The sequence below is a fragment of the Pseudomonas sp. ZS1P83 genome, from assembly GCF_054897825.1.
On the sequence record NZ_CM142706.1, the window covers coordinates 2,261,787 to 2,282,772 of the forward strand.

Below are 20,986 nucleotides of genomic sequence, written 5' to 3' on the forward strand. Positions count from 1 at the left end.
ACGGAGTCGTCATGGCGAAGCTTTGCCCCTAACAACAATAAGAGACACGCTATGAAAATACTCAGCACTCTGACCCTTAGCGCCATCTTCGCCAGCCTGATGCCGCTGGCCCAGGCCGATGTCAAACCTGACCCGGGCGACTACACAGCTCTGCCCCAGGGCACCGATGTGGTGGTGCTGTACCAGCAGAATCCGCGTGGCGATAAGGTCTACTCTGCCGGTAAGAAAGTCGCCGACAACCTTGACCTGGATATGACCGTCGGTGTCTTGTGACTGATCCACTTCACTGAATTCTTCAACACTGGACTCACCTGGGACCCGCAAATTGTCATTCCCTTCGGGTATCAGAAGACCGGCGTCAGCGACAGCAAGAATTCGGGGCTGAACGATATCACCTTCGGTGGAACAGTGTGGACCATCGCTGATCTTGCCAAAAACGAACATCTGGGCTGGTCGGTCTTCGTCACCGCCCCTACCGGCAGCGACAAGAACGAAGGCTTCGCCCTGAGCGGTCGGTTTTACCGTTGCGACCATGCTCGGCAAGCAGGTCCAGGTATTGGGCCAAGTTATGCATGACACGTCGGTGCGTGAGGGGGTGAAAATCGATAATTCGCTACAGTTTCGCCTGGCTTACGTCTACTGATCCGAGGCGCGCTTTGCTTCAAGCAAACACATCTTGCCAAGCGCTTGCGCATCTAAGCTGCTAGCCGGCATGGACGTTGTCCATGCCGGCGCTGGCTTAATAACGAATTATCACAGATTTCAGTTCAGTGTAATCGTCGATAAATGCTGATCCAAACTCGCGCCCCACTCCCGAGGACTTGTTGCCACCGAAGGGAACCGCCGGATCGAGCATAGTGTGCATGTTCACCCACACCGTACCGGCGTTGATGGCCGGCACCATGCGTAAGGCCTTGCTCAGATCGTTGGTCCAGAGGCTGGCGCTCAGGCCATAGGGCGTGTTGTTCATCAGTGCCAGCAGTTCTTCTTCGGTGTCGTAGGGGAAGAAGGTAGCGACCGGTCCGAAGGTTTCCTCGTTGAGCAGGGTGTCGTTGACGGTGTTAGCGAGGATCACTGTCGGTTCGACATAGCAGCCGGGGCGATCGATCAGGTTACCACCGTGGATGATGGTGTTATTTTCGGCACGGGCCTTGGCGAAAAAATCTTCGAGCCTCAACTGGTGCTGGCGGTTGGTGACCGGTCCGAATTCGGTTCGCTCATCCAGTGGCGAACCGATGTTCAGTTGGCCCAAACGTTCGGCCAGCTTGGCCATGATTGGCTCGATCTGCGAGCGATGGGCGAAGAAGCGTTCGGCGGCGGCGCAGATTTGTCCGGAATGCAGGAAGCCGGCCTCGATGATGCCGTTGACCGCTTTGTCTAGGTCCACATCGCGCAAGAACCCCGCCGAGTTTTTACCCCCCAGCTCCAGGGTCGCGCGAGTCAACCCGGCGCCCATGGCGCTGCGACCGACGGCGATGCCGGTGGGCACGGAGCCAGTGAACGAAACCTTGTCGGTGCCTGGGTGCTCGATCAGCCCTTTGCCCACCAGGCCGCCACCGGTCAATACGTTCAGCGCGCCGGCAGGCAGGCCTGCTTCGATGGCCAACTCGGCGATCCGCAGGATGGTCAGCGGGGTGAATTCACTGGGTTTAATGATGATGCTGCAGCCGGTTACCAGCGCCGAGGCGAGTTTCCAGATGGCGATCATGGTCGAAAAATTCCACGGCACGATGCCCACCACCACGCCAACCGGTTCGCGCAGGGTGAACGCGGTATAGCGTTCGCCGGCGAAGGAGGGCAGTGACGGGGTGATGGTCTGGCCGCTGATCTTGGTTGCCCAGCCAGCGTAATAACGCAGGAAGTGCGCGGCCTGATCGACTTCAAAGGCTCGGGAAATCTGGATGATCTTACCCGATTGGCAGGTTTCGATTTGCGCCAGTTCTTCGCGGTTGCGCTCCAGTAGGTCGGCTAGTTTCAGCAGCACGTTGCCACGCGTCGCCGGTGCGGCCTGGGACCATTGCTTGAAGCCGCGGTTGGCCGATTCCACCGCCGCATCGATATCGGTTGGATCAGCGTCGGCAACCCGGGCGATGACCTTGCCGGTGGCTGGATTAATTACATCCAGCGTCTGGTTGGAATGGCTCTTGACGTAGCCTCCATCAATAAACAGAGCATGGCTTCGATTGAGGAAGGCTTCAACTTGTGGCAGCAGTGCAATATCGCTCATGGGATTTTCCTAGTCGCGAACAAGAGAAAAGCCCGAGGTTAATCAAAGGGGGGGGGGGGCAGCTTGACTGTGGCTGCCGGAGGCCATGTCTGTGGCTGCCAGATCGATTCAACGTCTAAGCTGCAGGCATGGGGTATGGCCTTTGAAAAGTACAATCTAGGCTCCGGAAGGTGCATTTTCTCCCGGGACGGCGGGTTCCATACTGGCACTGCATCCAGGGCTGCACCTCGATTCGGGGCGCTGGCCGGACAACCAATAATAAGTAGGGCCGTCCATGAAAAAGCCAAACCCGCTCCTCGAAGACCTCAAGTCCATTCTGCCGACTATCGCAGCCAATGCCTTTGAGGCCGAGCAGAACCGCAAGGTCCCCGACGAGAACATTGCGCTGCTCAAAAGCATTGGCATGCACCGTGCCTTTCAGCCGAAGAAGTTCGGTGGCATGGAAATCTCGCTACCGCAATTTGCCGACTGCATTGCCTTGCTCGCAGGCGCTTGTGCCAGCACCGCCTGGGCCATGAGCTTGCTCTGCACTCACAGCCATCAACTGGCGCTGTTCACAGCCCAATTGCAGCAGGAAGTCTGGGGTACCGATCCGGATGCCACTGCCAGCAGCAGCATTGCGCCGTTCGGTCGTACTGAAGAAATTGAAGGCGGTGTGTTGTTCAGTGGTGAAATGGGCTGGAGCAGCGGCTGCGATCATGCCGAGTGGGCGATTGTCGGTTTCCGCCGTAAAAACGCTGACGGCACTCAGGACTACTGTTTCGCGGTCCTGCCGCGCAGCGACTACCAGATCCGTGACGACTGGTTTGCCGCGGGGATGAAAGGAAGCGGTACCAAGACCTTGATCATCGACAATGTGCGGGTGCCGGAACACCGCATTCAGAAAGCCAAGGACATGATGGAGGGCAAGTCCGCAGGCTTCGGTCTGTACCCGGAAAGCAAGATTTTCTACTCGCCGTACCGTCCTTACTTTGCCAGCGGTTTCTCCACCGTGAGTCTGGGGGTGGCCGAGCGAATGCTTGACGTATTCCGCGAGAAAACTAAAACCCGCATGCGCGCATACACCGGTGCGGCGGTCGGCGCGGCAACCCCGGCCTTGATGCGTCTGGCTGAGTCGACTCATCAAGTGGCGGCCGCCCGCGCCTTCCTCGAGAAGACCTGGCAGGAACACGCCGAACACAGTGAGCAACAACGTTATCCAAGCCGCGAAACCCTGGCGTTCTGGCGCACCAACCAGGCTTACGCAACCAAGATGTGCATCCAGGCGGTGGACCGCCTGTTCGAGGCCTCCGGCGGCAATGCCTGGTTCGAACACAATGAGATGCAGCGTCTGTTCCGCGATTCGCACATGACCGGCGCCCATGCCTACACCGATTACGATGTCTGCGCGCAGATTCTTGGCCGCGAGTTGATGGGGCTTGACCCAGATCCGAGCATGATCTGAGTCGAGCTGCCACAAAGCCCCCATAACAACAATCAGGGCTGCTCGTGAAAGCAGTCCGGGAGTCTTGCATGTCTGAGAAAAGCGCTTGCGCAGCCACTGAAACGACGTTCGACCCACGGGCCTTCCGTCGCGCACTGGGCAACTTCGCCACCGGGGTGACGGTGGTGACCGCCACCACCACCTCCGGTCGTAAGGTTGGCGTCACGGCCAATAGCTTCAACTCGGTCTCCCTTGACCCACCTCTGGTGCTGTGGAGCATCGACAAACGCTCCAACAGCCACGAGGTGTTCGAGCAGGCCAGCCATTTCGCGGTCAACGTGCTGGCAGCGGACCAGATCGATCTGTCGAACAACTTCGCCCGACCCAAGGAGGACCGCTTCGCCGAGATCAAATTCGAACAGGGGGAGGGCGGCGCGCCCGTATTCGCTGATTGCTCGGCGCGCTTTCACTGCGAAAAATACCAGCAGGTGGATGGCGGCGATCACTGGATCATGATCGGTAAGGTCGTGGCCTTCGACGATTTCGGTCGCTCGCCATTGCTCTATCACCAGGGCGCCTACTCCATGGTCCTGCCCCATACCCGCATGACCAAACACGACGAAAGCCAGCCGCCGAGCAGCCGTTTCCAAGGGCGCCTCAGTCACAACCTGTATTACCTGATGACTCAGGCGGTGCGGACCTATCAGGCCAGCTACCAGCCTCGGCAGTTGTCCACCGGCCTGCGTACCAGTGAAGCGCGAATGCTGATGGTTCTGGAAAGTGATGCCGGCCTGAGTGTGAACGATCTGTTGCGGGAGGTGGCGATGCCGGTTAGGGAAATTGATGAGGCGGTGGCCAATCTCAAGCGCAAAGGCTTGGTCAACGACGATGACAGCCGAGTGCGCCTGACAGGTGCCGGCATGGTGCAAACCGAAGAACTCTGGGCAATTGCTCGAGAGCAACAAAACAAGGTGTTCGCCGATTTCAGTGAAGAGCAGATCGAAACCTTCAAGACGGTGTTGAAGCAACTGATCAGCCACTGCTGATAGTTATGCGAATATTCTACGGCGCCTCAGGGCGCCGTTTTTGTTCATGGCAGGCAGAGCCACTGCAGGTATCGAATCTGATGCCTTTCCTGACGTGCGAACCGCCCAGAAAGCGAATCTTGTCCGCGCCGCCAACACCCGGGTCAGGCGCCTTGCAGTACGATAATATTGACGATGTAGCGCAATCCAAGTTGGACAGTGGTAAAGTTTTGTTAAACTGTTAACTAAATTTAATCGTGATCTGATCCCAATGCTCAAACCCCGGCAATCCCTGACACTGACCCTTTTGCAGGCCCGTGAAGCGGCCATGAGTTTTTTTCGTCCTTCGCTCAACCAGCACGGGCTGACTGAACAACAGTGGCGGGTCATCCGCATCCTCAGTCAGCATGACGAGCTGGAAATCTACCAACTGGCGGAACTGGCCTGCATTCTCAAACCGAGCATGACCGGCGTGCTGGTGCGCATGGAGGCGGCGGGTATGGTCCATCGACGCAAGGCCGAGCAGGATCAGCGGCGGGTGCTGGTGACCCTGGCGGAAAAGGGCAAGGCCTGCTTTGAGTCCATGAGCCAGTGTATGGAAGAGAACTACCAAAAATTGCAGGCACAGCTGGGAGAGGAGAAATTGCAGACCTTGCTCGGGCTGCTCAATGAGCTGAAGACCATCAAGCGCTGACCATTTCGAACCGATGTCGCGAGCGAACTTGCTCGCGACATCGAATGACGTGTTGCGCAGGGATTATTTGATACTCAGGCACATGTACTTCTGCTCGATGTAATCATCAATCCCGTACTTCGAGCCCTCACGGCCCAAACCTGACTGTTTGATGCCGCCAAACGGCGCCACTTCGGTGGAGATCAGCCCTTCGTTGACCCCGACCATGCCGTACTCCAGCGCCTCGCTAACGCGCCAGGCGCGGCCCAGGTCTCGGGTGTAGACATAGCATGCCAGTCCGAACTCGGTATCGTTGGCCAAGGCGATTGCCTCGGCTTCGGTGTCAAAACGGAACAGTGGTGCCAGCGGGCCGAAGGTCTCATCTCGGGCCACCAGCATTGCCGTGGTGACGTCGCCGAGCACCGTGGGTTCGAAGAAGTTGCCGCCTAAAGCGTGGGGTTTGCCGCCGGCCAGCAGCGTGGCGCCCTTGCCCAGAGCGTCGTTAATGTGTTCCTCGACCTTGGCCACCGCCTTGATGTTGATCAGCGGCCCTTGTTGCGCGCCTTCGGTCTCGGCCCGCGCGACCTTGAGGGTGTTGACCGCCAACACCAGGCGCCGGGAGAACTCGTCATAGACACTGTTCTGTACCAGCAAGCGGTTGGTGCAGACACAGGTCTGGCCGCTGTTGCGGAATTTCGAGCCAATCGCACCTTCCACCGCGGCATCCAGGTCAGCGTCTTCGAAGACAATGAATGGCGCGTTGCCACCCAGTTCCAGGCTGACTTTCTTGATGGTTTGCGCGCATTGCGCCATCAGCAATTTGCCGATGCCAGTGGAGCCAGTGAACGAGAGTTTTTGCACCGCCGGGTTACCCGTTAGCTCGGCACCGATTTCCCGGGAGCGGGTGCCGGTGACGACGTTCAGCACTCCCGCCGGAATGCCAGCGCGTTCGCCGAGTTCAGCCAGAGCCAGGGCCGACAGCGGGGTTTCCGACGCTGGTTTGAGCACCACGGTGCAACCGGCGGCCAGCGCCGGACCGACCTTGCGGGTGATCATTGCATTGGGGAAGTTCCACGGGGTGATGGCCGTCACCACCCCGATGGCCTGTTTGATCACCACCAGCCGCCGGCCTTGCTTGGCTCCCAACTGAGCAGGCGAGCCGGGTCTTGCTGATTTGCCATGATCAACTCGAACCATTTGCGCAGCAGTTGCTGCGTTCCTTGGCGGTTTTGCTGCGCCAGTTGGGCAAGGCAACCCGGGGCGCAGCGATGGCGCGGGCGGTTTCGGCCTGGCCGAGGGAACTGACTTGGGCGATGGTTTCGCCATCCGCCGGGTTGGTCACCGCGAAACAGGTGCCGTCATCGGCGTCGATCCATTGGCCATTGACATAAGCCTGTACGCGCAGCAGTTTTAAATCATCAAGTTTCATCGGACTTCTCGAAAAATCAGTACACGCCGCCAGAGCTGGTGGGTACCGGGGCATCTTTGAATGTGGCGGCGAGGGTTTGCAGGCCGCGCATCAGCACCGTGGTGTCGACGCCGACAGCAACGAACGCCGCGCCCAGCTCGATATATCGTCGGGCGAGTTTTTCGTCGGCGCTGAGAATGCCTGCGGCCTTTCCGGCTTTCTGAATCCGCACGATGGCGTCCTCGATGGCCGCCTGCACCTCGGGGTGGCCCGGATTGCCGCGATGGCCCATGGATGCACTCAAATCCGCCGGACCGATAAACACCCCGTCGACGCCCTCGACCGCTGCAATGGCATCCAGGTTGGCCAGGCCTTCTCGGTTTTCGATCTGTACCAATAGGCATATCTGCGCGTCGGCCTGATCGAGGTAACCGGGAATACTGTTCCAGCGCGACGCACGGGCCAACGCGCTGCCGACGCCGCGAATGCCTTGGGGCGGATAGTGAATTGCGCGCACCAGTTCCCGTGCTTGCTCGGCACTTTCGACCATGGGCACCAGCAAGGTCTGGGCGCCGATATCTAGGACCTGTTTGATCAGCGCGGTATCGCCGATCACCGGGCGGATGATCGCCTGGCTCGCGTAGGGTGCAATGGCCTGCAGTTGGCTGAGCATGCCGCGCACTTCATTGGGCGCATGTTCGCCGTCGATCAGCAGCCAATCGAAATCGGCATTCGCTGCCAGCTCGGCACAGTAGGCGTCGGCCAGTCCGAGCCAGAGGCCGATCTGCGTTTCGCCGCTTTGCAGACGTTGCTTGAAACGGTTGACGGGCATGTCCATGAAACGGTCCTCCAGGGATCAGACGAAGCGGCAGGAGATGGAGCCCAGCATGTCGTAGTCGACATGGAAGGTATCGCCGGGGTTGGCCGCCACCGGGCGGGTAAAGGAGCCGCCGAGGATGATCTGCCCCGGTTGCAAAGTGACGTCGTAGGGCGCCAGTTTGTTCGCCAGCCAGGCCACGCCTTTGGCCGGATGGTTGAGCACGGCGGCCGAAACCCCTGACTCTTCGATCACGCCGTTGCGGTACAGCACCGCCGGTACCTTGCGCAGATCAATTTCGGTCGGGCGCACGGCACGACCGCCCATAACCACGCCAGCGTTGGCGGCGTTGTCGGAAATGGTGTCGAACACCTTGCGCGTCGCTTTGGTCTGCGGGTCGATTTGCTGAATGCGGGCGTCGATGATCTCCAGTGCCGGGATCACCCACTCGGTGGCGTCGAGCACGTCGAAGATCGTGCAGTTCGGCCCCTTGAGCGGCTTGCCGAGAATGAACGCCAGCTCCACTTCCACTCGCGGCACGATAAAACGTTCGAAAGGAATGTCGGTGCCCTCGTCGAAGAGCATGTCATCGAGCAGGGCACCGTAATCCGGCTCGGTGATGTTCGAGGACACTTGCATGGCCCGTGACGTCAGACCGATCTTGTGTCCGACCAGCTTGCGCCCGTCTTTGATTTTCTGTGAGACCCAGGCGCGCTGGATGGCGTAGGCGTCTTCGATGGTGATATCCGGGTGATCGAGAGAAAATTGCCGGACCTGTTCCCTGGAGCGCTCGGCCCGGTCCAGTTGTGTAGCAGCTTGCAGGATTTGCTGTTGATCGAGCATGACGAAGATCTCTTACTGTGGGTTGACGATGGCCGCGTGGGTGCGCAGGACCAGGAAGCCGCCAAGGGCGATAAACAGTGCAAGGACATACAGGGCCAGACTGGCGCTCTGTGTGGTGTCGCGCATCCAGCCAATCAGATAGGGCGCGAGGAACGACGCGATACTGCCGAACGAGCTGATCATCGCGATGCCGGCGGCCTGAGTGCCGTTGGAGAGAAAGGCTGGGGGCAGTTGCCAGAACATCGGCAATGCGGCGCTGGAGCCCATCCCGGCCACGGTCAAACCGCCCATCACCAATAACGGGTTGCCCGGCGCCAGGCCTGTCACGGCAATCCCGGCGGCGGCCATCAGCAGCGGCACACACAGGTGCCAGCGGCGTTCGCGGTGACGGTCCGACGAGCGTCCGCAACCAATCATGAAGAAGCACCCGGCCAAATAAGGCACGGCACTCAGCAGCCCGACCTGACTGTCGCGGCCGATGCCGGCGCCGTGAATCAGGGTAGGCATCCAGAACGCCAGGGTGTTGACCGCCAGCATTACCGCGAAATAAATCGCTACCAGCAGCCAGACTTGTGGATCACGCACGATGCCGCCGAAAGAGGTGATGGATTTGCGCTGCTCTTCGCTACTCAGTTGCGTGCGCAATTGTTGTTTCTGCGTCGGGTTGAGCCACTTCACCGTTTCGAAGCTCTCCGGCAGGCACTTGAGCACCACCAGGCCGAGGATGACCACGGGCGCGCCTTCGATCAGGAACATCCACTGCCAGCCGCGCAGCCCGCCGAAATCATGGAAGTTCTCCAGAATGGCGCCGGACAACGGCCCGCCGATGACGCCGGCCATGGGCACGGCAATGGCGAACAGGGCGGTGACTTGCGCACGACGCCGGGCTGGGTACCAGCGATTCAGAAACACCAGGATCCCGGGAAAGAAGCCCGCTTCGGCCACCCCGAGCAGAAACCGCAGAACATAGAAACCACTGGAGCTTTCGATCCATAACATGCTGGTGGAGAGCACGCCCCAGACCACCATCAGGCTGGCGATCCAGCGCCGTGGCCCGACCCGGTCAAGGGCCATGTTGCTAGGTACGCCAAACAGCGCGTAGGCGATGAAGAACAAGCCGGCACCGAGGCCGTAGACGGTATCGCTGAAGTGCAGGTCGGTACTCATCTGCATCTTGGCGAAGCCGATGTTGATCCGGTCCAGGTGGGCGAACAGGTAACAAATCAGCAGCAAGGGCATCAGTCGCCAGGTAACGAGACTGTGGGTGCGATCGTGTTCGATCAGGGTGGTGCTGTCGGCGGTATTGGCTGTGCTCATGATGTTGTACTTTTTGTTTGAGTGGCCGTTGGCGGAAGGAGGGCGTTGATCAGCCCGCCTGGTTCTTTAAGAAGGCATGCACATTGTTCTGCTTGAAATTCAGTTCGGGGTGCAGTTCGATCATCTCGAACGACAGCGCGAGTAACCGTTGTGACTGCAGTTCGGCGAAGTGTTCGGTGATGACGTTGAACAGTTGTTCGGCGACTTTCTGCCGGGTGGGCAGGTCGCGGCCATGACCCACTTTCAGAGTCATGTGGACGAAGGCGTAATCATGCTTGCCATCGGCCATGCGCCAAGTGTCCAGGCACACCCCGCGACTGCGAATGCCGCCCAGGGGAAACACGCCGCTGTCTCCCAGAACGGTGTGAACCTTCTCGAACAGCGCGGGCAGGTTCGCCTGCCGCTCGATGTTGTCGGTGTACTCGGCGATGAAATGCGGCATGTGCGTCTCCCAAGCCACGAGCAACCCGTGGGTTGCCCGCGAGCAAGTATCAGAGGGGGAAAATGGCGTTGATCTGGCCGGTGCCGGAGCTGCCGAACGGCTCAGTGATGATCTCGGCAGGTTTGTTGTACGCTGGCCCGCCGAGCAGGCCGAGGAGCATCGCGGTATCGTGCATCTTGCCTTCGCCGAAGCAGTGCTCGGCGTAGTCCGGGAGCATCGCGCAGAACTCCTTGAAGCGGCCTTGCTTCCACATTTCGACCACGTGCAGGTCCATCTGCTTGTCGAATTCACGGGTCCAGTTGTGGATATTGGCTTCGGCTTCGCGGTCATCCGAGAACCGGTGGGACAGCGAGCCCGAGGCCAGGACCAGTACTTTGCGATCGCTCTTCTCAATGGCCCGGCGCACCGCCGCGCCGAAGGCAAAGCTGTCTTCCAGACGGTGCCAGGCGCACCAGGCGGCAATGGACACCACGTTGAACTTCTGCTCGTCGGGAACGCCCATGTGCATGTAGCGCATCGGCACCAGCGTGCCGTATTCCAGCTCCAGGCTCGGGATGTTGTGAGCCATGGTGCGGACCCCGGCCAGATTGGCTTCGGTCGCGATCAACTCGCCCAGTTCCGGGCAGCCTGGGTATTCGTATTCCATATTCTTGATGAAGTGCGGCAGTTCGTTGCTGGTATAGATGCCTTTGAAATGCTCGCCGCAGTTGACGTGATAACCGCTGTTGACCAGCCAGTGCACGTCGAACACCACGGCGGTATCGGCCCCCAGTTCGCGGGCGCGACGGCCGATTTCCTTGTGCCCGGCAATCGCCGCTTCGCGACAACCGTGATGCTTGCCGGGCAGTTCCGACAGGTACATCGATGGTACATGGCAGATCTTCGCGGCCAGGACGACTTCGCCCATGATGATTCTCCTGAAATTGTTGTTGTTTGATTCAGTCTGTTGGCGGTCGACGTTTGCGATAGGCCGATGCGCGACCCATCGCTGCCTCCGACAGCCGTTACCGGCGGTTTAGATGCCCCAACGCGGGATGTGATGACTGCCCATGGAGATGCAAATGTTCTTGATTTCGGCGAACACCTCGAAGCTGTACTGACCGCCTTCGCGCCCGGTACCGGAACCTTTCACCCCACCGAACGGCTGACGCAAGTCCCGCACGTTCTGGCTGTTGATAAACACCATGCCGGCTTCGATGCCATAGGCCAGGCGATGGGCCTTGCCGATGTCCTGGGTCCAGATGTAGGACGCCAGGCCATACTCGGTATCGTTGGCCAATTGCAGGGCTTCGGCTTCGTCCTTGAACGGGATCAGGCACACCACCGGGCCGAAAATCTCTTCCTGGGCGATGCGCATCTTGTTGTTCACATTGGCAAACACCGTTGGCTGGATGAACTGCCCGCGACTCAAGTGCGCCGGCAGGTTGGCCGGACGCTCCAGGCCACCGGCCAGCAGGGTGGCGCCTTCTTCGATACCGATCTTGATGTAGCCGGTGACCTTGTCATAGTGGGCCTGAGTAATCATCGAGCCGACCTGGGTTTTCAGGTCCTGCGGGTCGCCGACGATCAGGCGTTTGGCGCGAGCGGCAAACTCGGCGACAAACTGTGGGTAGACGCTTTCCTGAATGAAGATTCGGCTACCGGCGGTGCAGCGCTCCCCGTTAAGCGAGAAGATAGTGAACAGCGCCGCGTCGAGGGCCCGTTCCAGATCAGCGTCTTCAAAGATCAGCACCGGCGACTTGCCGCCCAGCTCCATGGAGTACTTTTTAAGGCCGGCGGTCTGCATGATTTTCTTGCCGGTGGCGGTGCCACCCGTGAAGGAAATCGCCCGTACGTCGGGGTGGCGAACCAGTGCGTCACCGGCCGTCGTGCCGTAACCCTGGATGACGTTGAGCACACCTTTTGGAATGCCGGCTTCGACGGCCAGGCGCCCCAGTTCGTTGGCCGTCAGCGGCGACAGCTCGGACATTTTCAGCACGGCGGTGTTGCCCAGTGCCAGGCACGGCGCGGTTTTCCAGGTCGCCGTCATGAACGGCACATTCCACGGTGATACCAACGCACAGACACCCACCGGCTGGTACAGGGTGTAGTTGAGCATCTGGTCGTCGACCGGATAGCTGTGACCGTCCATGCGGGTGCAGACTTCGGCGAAGAAATCGAAGTTGTGCGAGGCCCGTGGAATCAACACGTTTTTGGTCTGGTGTATCGGTAAACCGGTATCGAGGGTTTCCAGCTCAGCCAGGTGCGGAACATTCTGTTCGATCAGTTCGCCGAGCTTACGCATCAGGCGTGCACGCTCTTTGGCTGGCGTATTGGCCCACTTCGGGAAGGCTTCCTTGGCGGCAGCCACCGCTTGGGCGACTTCTTCGGCGCCGCCGCTGGCGACTTCACCGATTGCTTCGCCGGTGGCCGGGTTGTAGTTGACGAAGGTGTCCTTGCTTTCGACCTCGCGGCCATTGATCCAGTGTTTGATCATGTTGCTCAAGCCTCTTTACGGGCGGAGAAAAAGTCCGCTTCGCTGACAATTCGATTGACCAGGCGACCCACGCCTTCCACTTCCACGATCACTTCATCGCCCGGCACCACATCGGCCAGGCCTTCCGGCGTGCCGGTGGCAATCATGTCGCCTGGTTGCAAGGTCATGAAGCTGGACAGGTATTCGATTAGGTAAGGGATGTCGAAAATCATGTCCTTGGTGCTGCCTTCCTGACGCAGTTCACCGTTGATCCATGTGCGCAGTGTCAGGTTGCTGGGGTCTGGCACGTCGGCGACGTCGACGATCCATGGGCCGACGGGCGTCGTGGCATCGCGGTTCTTCACCCGCAGATTGGGCCGGTAGTAGTTTTCCAGGTAGTCACGGATCGCGTAGTCGTTGCACACCGTGTAGCCGGCCAGGTACTCCAGGGCGTTTTCACGTTTGACGTTGCGCGCCGGTTTGCCGATGACGGCCACCAGTTCGCACTCGTAGTGCATGTAGGCGACGTTATCCGGGCGCCAGGTCACCTGGTTGTGGCCGGTGTATGTGCCGGGGGACTTGATGAATGCCAGTGGTTCGGTCGGGGGCTTGAAGGCCAGTTCGGCGGCATGGTCGGCGTAGTTCAGACCCAGGGCGAACATGCTGCCGGTGGCCGGTGGCAGCCACTCGACCTGATGCTCGTCCAGCAGGCGGCCGTCGGTCAGACGCACGGCATGGCTGTTATCGGTAGGGTGCTCTTCGACCTGGACGAGGTGGACTTTGCCTTCAAAGCGGATACGGGCGTGTTTCATGGAGGCTCCTGTTACTCGGCCACGATGTGGTTGACGAGGCGGCCCAGGCCGCTGATTTCGACGTCGACGGTGTCGCCCGGTTGCACATCGACACGACCTTCGGGGGTGCCGGTGATCAGCACATCGCCTTCGTGCAGGGTCATGAATTCGCTGATTTCGGCAATCAGTTGGGGAATGCTGCGGACAAAGTTGGCGGTGGAGTTTTGCTGGCGCAGTTCACCGTTGACGAACAGTTTCAGGCTCAGCTGATGCGGGTTGGCGACCTGATCACGGGCCACCAGCTCCGGGCCCAGCGAGCAGAAACCGTCCCGGCACTTAGCTTTCACCGCCGGGCGGTAATAGCTGTCTTCCGGCAGGCTGAACTCATTGACGATGGTGTAGCCGGCCACATGATCCAGCGCATTTTCGACGCTGACCCGGCTGGCGCTTTTGCCGATCACCACGCCCAATGCCGGGCCCGGTTGCAGGCGCTCACCGTGGGGATGAACCACCACGCCGTCGTGGCCATTGCGGGTGTTGGGCGTCTTGATGAACAGCACCGGTTTGACAGGTGGTTTCTGGTAAGGCGCTTGCTCGAATTCGGCGATATGTTGGTTCAGCAACCCCTGATAGTTCAGCGTAACGCCGAACAGGGTGCCGTTCGCAACATCATGCAGGGCACGGCTCATGCTTTTCTCCTGGCAGTGGCGGGGCAATGACTGCTCCGCGGGATATTCGTTAATCTGTTAACGTTATAATTAATATGTTAACTATCGTCAAGCGTGGCAAAATCTTCGGGCAGTGATTAGTGGCCGAAAACCGGTGCAGGATGAAAATCCTTTTACGACCAGCACTCCAATAAGAAAGAGAGTCCAGCGATGATCGATCGTCAGCCGATCCCGAACATCAACATTGGTCAGGTCTACGACCAGCGCTACAGCGATGCCGAAGTTCACTACGACAAACTCGGCAATCTGGCGGGATTCTTCGGCCGCAACATGCCGGTGCATCGACACGATCGGTTCTTCCAGGTGCACTACGTGAAGAGCGGCGCAGTGCGGGTCTATCTGGATGACCAGCAGTACCTCGAGTCGGGGCCGATGTTTTTCCTTACGCCACCGACGGTGGCCCATTCCTTTGTCACTGAAGCGGACGCCGACGGGCATGTGCTGACGGTGCGTCAGCAACTGGTCTGGCAGTTGATCGATGCCGACCCTAGCCTGGCGCCCGGTCCGCAGTTGCCGGCGGCCTGCGTCGCGCTCGCGCGACTGGCACCGCAGTTCCACCCCGAAGTTCGCCGGCTGGAGTTTCTGTTCGAAGAACTGTGCAGCGAGATCAATGCCGACGGCTCCGGGCGAGGTTCGGCGCTGGACAGCCTGACTCGGTTGATCATGATCAGCCTGCTCAGGCTCTGCGCCAATTCCCTGGAAGCCCGACCGGCCCGCCATGAAGACCTGCGGATCTTCCATCGCTTCAACGAATTGATCGAAGACCACTACCTTCAGCACTGGCCGCTGTCGCACTATGCCGACGGTATTGGCGTCACCGAGGCACGGCTCAATGACGTATGCCGACGGATTGCCGATCTGCCGTCGAAACGGCTGATCCTTGAAAGGGTCATGCAAGAGGCCAAGCGGCTGTTGCTGTTCACCGGCAGTTCGGCCAACGAAATCTGCTATCAGTTGGGTTTCAAGGATCCGGCCTATTTCAGTCGGTTCTTCCAGCGTTACGCGCAGATGACTCCAGGGGAGTATCGCCAGCGACAATCGGGTTTGCGTTGAGCCAGCCATGTTCGCTTCTCGATGGGCGTCGACGGTCTGTGGAGCAACATGGCGGCAGTCGGCACCCTGAAAAATGGCTTTTACAGGGAACCGATTGCACTTTTCACGCGTGTGGGTCACCACAAGGCCAGGCTGTAGCCAATGATGAGTCGGCTTTCGTCGATGTCGCTGGTCAGGCCGTTGCTGGAGCGCAGGGTGGCATTGCGCAGACGCACATTGACGTTCTTCAGCGGGCCGCTCTGCACGGTGTAAGCCAGGTCGGTGTCGCGCTCCCATTCCCGACCGTTGCGCACGGTGGTGGTTTGCGCATGTGTGCCGTCCACATAGCGGGTCATGAAGGTCAGCCCAGGCAGGTCGAGGGCTGCGAAGTTGTAGTCGTAGCGCGCCTGCCAGGCGTCAGTCTCGGCCTTGGTGAAGACGTTGATGGTCACCAGGTTGACCGAATACGGGTCTTGGCCCGGAAAGGCAAAGTCGCCATCGCCGGATAGGTTCTGATAACCCAGGCCGAATTTATGGGCGCCCACCGAGAGGCTCACCATGCCATTGAAAAAACGGTTGTCGAGCTTGCCACCATCGACTCTGGAGGGACTGCGCAGTTTGTCGCTGCCTTGCTCGCGAGTCTCGAAGTAGCGCAGGTCGCTGCGCAGGCTCATGCCTTCTGCCAAGGGCAGGTCATGCACCAGACCAACGAATTGCTGGCGGTAGATGTCCTGCATCTGGGCGTAGTAATAGGACGCCGCCAGCTGTGGATTGATCGCATACGTGCCGCCGGCCAGATCGAGGTAACTGCTCGGGACGCCGGCATAACTCATGTCGTCATTGCTGGAGGAGTCGCGCAAGTTCTGTTTTTCCAGGCGTCCGACATTCAGGGTCAGCCCATCGATTTCCTGAGAGGTGACCAACTCACCGTTATAGGTCGAAGGCAGCAGCCGGGTATCGTTATAGGCTACCACCGGCAACTGCGGTTGCAGGGTGCCAAGTTTGAGTACGGTCTTGGATGTGCGCAGTTTGGCCGTCACGCCCAGTTCACTGTAGCTGTCATCTGGTTGCTGACTGGCGCCAAAGGGCAGTAATCCGGTGCCCCGACGATCACGGCTGGAATCCAGTTTTACTCCGAGCTCGCCCAAGGCATCGATACCGAAACCGATCATGCCTTCGGTGTATCCCGACTCCAGGCGTAATACAAAACCCTGCGCCCACTCTTCAGCCTTGCTCTGGGGTGCGTTGCTTTGGCGAAAGTCCCGATTCATGTAGAAGTTGCGCAGGTCTAGGCTGGCTTTGCTGTCCTGGATAAAATCGGCTTGAGCGCCCAAGGGGGTAAACGCGGCGCACAGGCCAGCGCTTGCCGCCGTGCGAAGGAGGCACGAATGCATGAGAGGATTCCTTTTGTTGTTTTTGTGGGTTTCGCCCCCAGCTGGGTTGGAGGGGCGGCATATTGTTAACATGTTATCGTTATACTGTGTAGCTTGACGTGCTAGTTCTATGAATAAACATTGGGTTTTTCTGGTGACTTTTGGTGTGTTGCGATTAATTTGTTTATAAATTAACTACTTGGTGTGCGCTGCCGTGTTGCATGCGTACGGTGCCGACTCTAAGCTTCGACGCTTCGACCTCTTTTGTGCGTGAACCATGCAGACCCCCAGACCATCCCTTACGCTCACCTTGCTGCAGGCCCGCGAAGCGGCCATGGCGTTTTTCCGGCCGTTGCTCAACGAACATAATCTGACTGAACAGCAGTGGCGAGTGATTCGTATCCTGCGCCAGCAGGGCGAATTGGAAAGCCATCAGTTGGCTCACCTAGCGTGCATCCTCAAGCCAAGCATGACCGGCGTCCTGGCTCGGCTGGAACGTGACGGTATCGTTCGGCGCAGAAAGTCATCCGAAGATCAGCGTCGGGTGTTTGTCGCCCTGACCGAGCAGGGGCAGCAGTGTTTCGTCGACATGAGTGCGGGGATGGAAAGCAACTATCTGAAGATTCAGGAGCAATTCGGTGAGGAGCCCCTTGCGCAGTTGCTGGGGCTGCTTAACAAGCTGAAGAACATCAAACCATGACTGACCCGATGTTTGACCTGTTTGTCGACCAGTTGGACCCTGATGATTTCGCCGCTTGCGACGTGGTGTACGCGGGAATTGATCTGGTAGCCCAATTGTTGCTTCTTCGGATGATGTAGAAAGCGCTCGTAACGCGACTTGGATTCAGGTTCTTCCTGTCCGTGACATGCCATCTGAATACCAAGTCCAAAAATAAGCCCATTCCCATAGAGGGAATACTAGAGTTCAGTTGGAGTTCAATTGTTCGGTCACTAGATGCGAGTCTGGTTTTGCCATCTCGCCAACCGGCGGCAAATTTTTGGATCTCCGCTCCTAGTGGGCAGCCAGTGTCGCAACGCGGTTAGGGGCACCGGAATATGCCGGGGCAACGCCGCTCCTCGTTCACTTCTCGCTGGTCTTGAACGGCGTACATTTTTTGTCGTCGACGTCGGCAGACTTGCGCTCGAAAAATATTGATAATATGTTAACGGTATAGCTAAAACCAATTGCTTCTGTGAGGGTGTTTCATGCCTGCCTTGTTTCACTCTTCCACTGAGTTTGCCAACTGGAACCGGGACTTGCGTGCGGTGTGCGGTAATTTCAGCACGGCGGTTTTAGAGCGACACAATTTATTCATTGGCAGTGTCCATGGCCAGAATGTCTGCGGCCTGGAGGTGGCGCACATCCGTACCAATGCAGGGTTGATCAGTCGTCAGCAAACCTGCGGCGATGGCGACGACAACCGTCACTGCTTTCTAATTTTTCAGCGCAGCGGCTATCAGCGCATTCGACAACATGGCCGGGTGATCGAACTGGGCCCTGAAGACATCGCCCTGGTGGACTCGGCTCTGGCATTCGAGATCGAGCCACAGGGGCTGGTGCAAAATGTCTCGATTCATCTGTCACGCCAACAAGTAGGCCTGCAGTTAAGACAGCAACGGCTGTTTGGTAAGCTCGCCCGCAAAAGTATCGCAACCCATATGATTCGTACGCTAGTGCGCTCGCTGGGCGAGTGGATCTGAGCTATGGCTATGGAGGCGAGAGCGATGGCGCAGCGGTGGAACAGGCTTTAATTGGGTTGGCCGCTGCCGGCCTAGACGAAACTGCGGAAACTCAGCCGAGCTTTGCCTGCGTGGATCATGAGGATATTTACGGACTGGCAACGCGTTTGATCGAAACGTCCCTGCAAGAACTTGAATTAAGCCCTGAGTATCTAGCCCGACACCTGCATATTTCGGTTCGTCAGCTTTACCGACTGTTCGAGCATCGCGACAAAAGTGTCTCTCGCTACATTCAACAACGCCGGCTGGAGCGGGTCGCACAGGACCTGCGCGCCTATGAACTGCGTCATGAGTCGATCACTAAGATCGCCTTCAAGTGGGGCTTTGTCGACGCTGCGCATTTCAGCCGTGCCTTCAAACGCTATTTCCAGCATGCGCCTCGAGAGTTTCGCCAGTACGCTCTGTAATCGTCTAGTTGGCAGAGAATGCCAAGAGCTTTGGCAGACTCAGTCAAGTGATGCAGCGTGGCAGGCACTCTAACAACAGTTGGGCATGGCCTACCGATTGACTTATAGAACTGGATTGTACTGCCGCGCACATAGGCGTGAACCGAACGTGCCATCTTCTCGTTGCGAAGGTTCGAAGAGTCTCTGCACGTTCAGATGGGCGAGGTAGTTTCACATGCATGCTCTTTCTAAAGCAGGTGATTACCGCTGCGCCGTCGAAATGACCGTAAACATTGCTGGCAGAAAATTGAAACCGCTAATTGTTCACTACCTGCTGAGTGGCGCAAAACGCTTTGGCGAGCTTGGCCGCCTGATTGGCGGAGTCCTCAGCGCTCGCTGACCTTGCAGTTGGGAGAACTTTAAGCCACCTGAATCGTCTCCCGTAAAGTGTTCGCCGAGGTGCCGCCACGCATGGAATATATGCTCACACCCCTCGGATATTCACTTGCCCCGACCTTGGAGGCAATGAAGGCTTGGGACAAAATGTATATCACTCAGATGCCGGATAGGTCTCAGTGACCAGCGCAGCGACGAATTCGACATCGTTCCTGATGAGCCAAGATGTGGATGGCGTTCTGATTCACGGCCGCCCAGAGGAGCATCTGACGTGCTGCCGCTCCGGCGGCACCTTGCCCAGCAGCAGGTCCGAGGCTTTCTCGCCGATCATGATCGCGCCGGCGTTGGTATTGCCGGTAATCAGGGTCGGCATGATCGAAGCGTCCGCCACTCGTAACCCATGCAGGCCATGGACACGCAACTGGTCATCGACCACCGCCATGGGATCGTTGCCCATTTTGCAGGTGCCTACCGGGTGAAACACGGTGCTTAGGTTTTCCCTGATCCACTGCTCGATGTGCTCAGTGCTGCTGACCTTCGGCCCAGGCACCAGTTCGCCCCGCAAGCGCTCAGCAAAGGCCGGGGTCGCCGCCAACTGGCGCACCAGGCGAAAGCCTTGTACCAGGGTGTGCAAGTCGTCCGGATGGCTGAGGAAGTTGCCTTCTACTTGCGGTTTGTCCTTCGGATCCGCTGAGCGCAATCGCACCTGGCCACGGCTTTTGGGGTGCATCACGGCTATATGCAAACTGATGCCATGGCCGATGGGAATCAGGCGTTGGGGCTGATTCTTCAATGCCGGGGCGACAATCAGGCCCAACTGCGGCGCGGTATCGGCAGGTTCGAGGCGCAAAAAGGCACCGGACTCCACGGTGTTCGAGGTCAATGGACCCCGTCGCGCCGTCAGGTACTGAAACGGCGAGGTCGCCAACGGCAACACCCCGCGAAGAGACAGCCCGTAACCCAGGTCGCTGTCGCTGCGGTACATCAAGACAATGTCCTGGTGATCCTGCAGGTTTTGCCCGACTCCCGGCAGTTCGTGGTGCTGGGTAATCCCGTGGCGCGCCAGTTCTTCGGCCGGTCCAATACCGGACAGCAACAACAGCTGTGGTGAGTTGATACTGCCAGCGCTGAGAATCACTTCACGCCGGGCCTTGAGCGTGAACAACTGATCTCCCTGGCTTACTTCGACACCCTCGGCACGCTTGCCATCGAGCACCACCCGATGGGTTAGGGTCTCGCTGAGCACGGTCAAATTCGGTCGAGACAACGCCGGGTAGAGAAACGCCCGGGCAGCGCTGCAGCGCTCGCCGTTGATCTGGGTGACGTGAAACGCGCCATACCCTTCCTGTTCCTCGCCGTTGAAGTCGTTGTTGTAGCGCCAGCCCATTTGCGCCGCCGCATCATAGAACACTGAGTTGACTGCGCTTGGGCTGCGCTGGTGGGTGACGTTCAGTTCGCCGTTCTGCCCATGCAACGGCGAAGGCCCGGGCTCGAAATGCTCGGAGCGGCGAAAGTACGGCAACAGGTCGTCGTAGCCCCAGCCCCGGTTGCCGGCCGCCTCCCAGCGATCGTAATCGCTGCGGTGGCCCCGCACATAGATCATGCCGTTGATCGCACTTGAACCGCCCCAGACCCGACCGCGAGGGCAGGGGATCGGTTGGTCACCACTGGCCGATTGTGGCTCGAACTGATGCATCCAGTTCCATTTCGGGTTGGCGATCAATCGGATGATGCCCGCCGGTGTGCGGATGTAGGTCCCGGGAAACAGCGTGCGATCACTGGGCCCAGCCTCCACCAGGCACACCGAAACCCCGGGCTCGGCAGACAGTCGGTTGGCCAGCACACAGCCGGCCGAACCTGCGCCGACCACGATGTAGTCGAACGTATGCGCAGGGGATTGAGTCATGACA

Annotated in this window: 23 protein-coding genes and 1 pseudogene; 12 read left to right on the plus strand and 12 right to left on the minus strand. The window is 58.9% G+C overall.

Going from position 1 to position 20,986, the window contains the following annotated elements:
• The first annotated feature begins 51 nt into the window (after window positions 1–51).
• Window positions 52–273 (plus strand): hypothetical protein, encoded by a 222-nt coding sequence (locus ACYZT0_RS10985; RefSeq protein ID WP_462045839.1) that lies wholly within the window; start codon window positions 52–54, stop codon window positions 271–273.
• 57 nt (window positions 274–330) lie between these two features.
• The gene (locus ACYZT0_RS10990; protein ID WP_462046546.1) at window positions 331–576 is read left to right on the plus strand and encodes a transporter; all 246 of its coding nucleotides are present in this window, start codon (window positions 331–333) and stop codon (window positions 574–576) included.
• Between the two features lie 163 nt (window positions 577–739).
• Here the strand turns inward: ACYZT0_RS10990 and ACYZT0_RS10995 are convergent, their stop codons facing one another.
• The gene (locus ACYZT0_RS10995; protein WP_462045840.1) at window positions 740–2,227 is read right to left on the minus strand and encodes an aldehyde dehydrogenase family protein; all 1,488 of its coding nucleotides are present in this window, start codon (window positions 2,225–2,227) and stop codon (window positions 740–742) included.
• Between the two features lie 274 nt (window positions 2,228–2,501).
• On the opposite strand from ACYZT0_RS10995, the gene ACYZT0_RS11000 reads away from it, so the two are divergent.
• The 3 genes from ACYZT0_RS11000 (at window position 2,502) to hpaR (ACYZT0_RS11010) (ending at window position 5,369) form a co-directional block, all read left to right on the plus strand.
• Complete coding sequence (locus ACYZT0_RS11000; RefSeq protein WP_462045841.1) at window positions 2,502–3,671, plus strand: p-hydroxyphenylacetate 3-hydroxylase oxygenase component; 1,170 nt, start codon at window positions 2,502–2,504, stop codon at window positions 3,669–3,671.
• A 68-nt stretch (window positions 3,672–3,739) separates the two neighbouring features.
• The gene (locus ACYZT0_RS11005; protein WP_462045842.1) at window positions 3,740–4,696 is read left to right on the plus strand and encodes a p-hydroxyphenylacetate 3-hydroxylase reductase component; all 957 of its coding nucleotides are present in this window, start codon (window positions 3,740–3,742) and stop codon (window positions 4,694–4,696) included.
• Window positions 4,697–4,946: 250 nt separating this feature from the next.
• Entirely contained in the window at window positions 4,947–5,369 is a 423-nt protein-coding gene (hpaR, locus tag ACYZT0_RS11010; RefSeq protein ID WP_462045843.1) for a homoprotocatechuate degradation operon regulator HpaR, read from the plus strand.
• Between the two features lie 63 nt (window positions 5,370–5,432).
• On the opposite strand, the pseudogene ACYZT0_RS11015 reads toward hpaR (ACYZT0_RS11010), so the two are convergent.
• The 9 genes and pseudogenes from ACYZT0_RS11015 to ACYZT0_RS11055 form a co-directional block, all read right to left on the minus strand.
• A pseudogene (locus ACYZT0_RS11015) lies at window positions 5,433–6,777 on the minus strand (NAD-dependent succinate-semialdehyde dehydrogenase).
• Between the two features lie 16 nt (window positions 6,778–6,793).
• Window positions 6,794–7,594, minus strand: coding sequence for a 4-hydroxy-2-oxoheptanedioate aldolase (gene hpaI / locus ACYZT0_RS11020; RefSeq protein ID WP_462045844.1), 801 nt, complete (start codon window positions 7,592–7,594; stop codon window positions 6,794–6,796).
• An 18-nt stretch (window positions 7,595–7,612) separates the two neighbouring features.
• Window positions 7,613–8,416, minus strand: coding sequence for a 2-oxo-hept-4-ene-1,7-dioate hydratase (gene hpaH / locus ACYZT0_RS11025; RefSeq protein WP_462045845.1), 804 nt, complete (start codon window positions 8,414–8,416; stop codon window positions 7,613–7,615).
• 12 nt (window positions 8,417–8,428) lie between these two features.
• Entirely contained in the window at window positions 8,429–9,733 is a 1,305-nt protein-coding gene (locus tag ACYZT0_RS11030; protein ID WP_462045846.1) for an MFS transporter, read from the minus strand.
• Window positions 9,734–9,782: 49 nt separating this feature from the next.
• Window positions 9,783–10,175: a tautomerase family protein gene (locus ACYZT0_RS11035; protein WP_462045847.1), complete on the minus strand. Its 393-nt coding sequence runs from the start codon at window positions 10,173–10,175 to the stop codon at window positions 9,783–9,785.
• A gap of 49 nt (window positions 10,176–10,224) precedes the next feature.
• Entirely contained in the window at window positions 10,225–11,082 is an 858-nt protein-coding gene (gene hpaD, locus ACYZT0_RS11040) for a 3,4-dihydroxyphenylacetate 2,3-dioxygenase (protein ID WP_462045848.1), read from the minus strand.
• A 108-nt stretch (window positions 11,083–11,190) separates the two neighbouring features.
• On the minus strand, window positions 11,191–12,651 hold the full coding sequence (hpaE, locus tag ACYZT0_RS11045) for a 5-carboxymethyl-2-hydroxymuconate semialdehyde dehydrogenase (protein WP_462045849.1): 1,461 nt from the start codon (window positions 12,649–12,651) through the stop codon (window positions 11,191–11,193).
• Between the two features lie 5 nt (window positions 12,652–12,656).
• Window positions 12,657–13,442 carry a fumarylacetoacetate hydrolase family protein gene (locus ACYZT0_RS11050; protein ID WP_462045850.1) on the minus strand — a complete coding sequence of 262 codons (786 nt, stop codon included), beginning with the start codon at window positions 13,440–13,442 and terminating at the stop codon, window positions 12,657–12,659.
• 11 nt (window positions 13,443–13,453) lie between these two features.
• Window positions 13,454–14,110, minus strand: coding sequence for a fumarylacetoacetate hydrolase family protein (locus ACYZT0_RS11055; protein WP_462045851.1), 657 nt, complete (start codon window positions 14,108–14,110; stop codon window positions 13,454–13,456).
• 189 nt (window positions 14,111–14,299) lie between these two features.
• Between ACYZT0_RS11055 and hpaA the strand changes: the two genes are divergently transcribed.
• Window positions 14,300–15,202 carry a 4-hydroxyphenylacetate catabolism regulatory protein HpaA gene (gene hpaA, locus ACYZT0_RS11060; protein WP_462045852.1) on the plus strand — a complete coding sequence of 301 codons (903 nt, stop codon included), beginning with the start codon at window positions 14,300–14,302 and terminating at the stop codon, window positions 15,200–15,202.
• A 116-nt stretch (window positions 15,203–15,318) separates the two neighbouring features.
• Here hpaA and ACYZT0_RS11065 read toward each other — a convergent pair whose 3' ends face one another.
• Window positions 15,319–16,575, minus strand: coding sequence for an OprD family porin (locus ACYZT0_RS11065; protein ID WP_462045853.1), 1,257 nt, complete (start codon window positions 16,573–16,575; stop codon window positions 15,319–15,321).
• A gap of 256 nt (window positions 16,576–16,831) precedes the next feature.
• On the opposite strand from ACYZT0_RS11065, the gene hpaR (ACYZT0_RS11070) reads away from it, so the two are divergent.
• The 6 genes from hpaR (ACYZT0_RS11070) to ACYZT0_RS11095 all read left to right on the plus strand — a co-directional run bounded on the left by hpaR (ACYZT0_RS11070) (window position 16,832) and on the right by ACYZT0_RS11095 (window position 19,259).
• On the plus strand, window positions 16,832–17,254 hold the full coding sequence (gene hpaR, locus ACYZT0_RS11070; RefSeq protein WP_462045854.1) for a homoprotocatechuate degradation operon regulator HpaR: 423 nt from the start codon (window positions 16,832–16,834) through the stop codon (window positions 17,252–17,254).
• Window positions 17,251–17,373, plus strand: coding sequence for a hypothetical protein (locus ACYZT0_RS11075; RefSeq protein ID WP_462045855.1), 123 nt, complete (start codon window positions 17,251–17,253; stop codon window positions 17,371–17,373). Before hpaR (ACYZT0_RS11070) ends, ACYZT0_RS11075 begins: the two co-directional genes overlap by 4 nt.
• A gap of 387 nt (window positions 17,374–17,760) precedes the next feature.
• Window positions 17,761–18,255: an AraC-like ligand-binding domain-containing protein gene (locus ACYZT0_RS11080; RefSeq protein ID WP_462045856.1), complete on the plus strand. Its 495-nt coding sequence runs from the start codon at window positions 17,761–17,763 to the stop codon at window positions 18,253–18,255.
• A 35-nt stretch (window positions 18,256–18,290) separates the two neighbouring features.
• Window positions 18,291–18,701, plus strand: a complete 411-nt coding sequence (locus ACYZT0_RS11085; RefSeq protein WP_462045857.1) for a helix-turn-helix domain-containing protein — start codon at window positions 18,291–18,293, stop codon at window positions 18,699–18,701.
• Between the two features lie 214 nt (window positions 18,702–18,915).
• Entirely contained in the window at window positions 18,916–19,080 is a 165-nt protein-coding gene (locus tag ACYZT0_RS11090; RefSeq protein ID WP_462045858.1) for a winged helix-turn-helix transcriptional regulator, read from the plus strand.
• 80 nt (window positions 19,081–19,160) lie between these two features.
• Window positions 19,161–19,259: a hypothetical protein gene (locus ACYZT0_RS11095; RefSeq protein ID WP_462046547.1), complete on the plus strand. Its 99-nt coding sequence runs from the start codon at window positions 19,161–19,163 to the stop codon at window positions 19,257–19,259.
• Window positions 19,260–19,320: 61 nt separating this feature from the next.
• Here the strand turns inward: ACYZT0_RS11095 and ACYZT0_RS11100 are convergent, their stop codons facing one another.
• Entirely contained in the window at window positions 19,321–20,982 is a 1,662-nt protein-coding gene (locus ACYZT0_RS11100; protein WP_462045859.1) for a GMC family oxidoreductase, read from the minus strand.
• Between the last annotated feature and the right edge of the window lie 4 nt (window positions 20,983–20,986).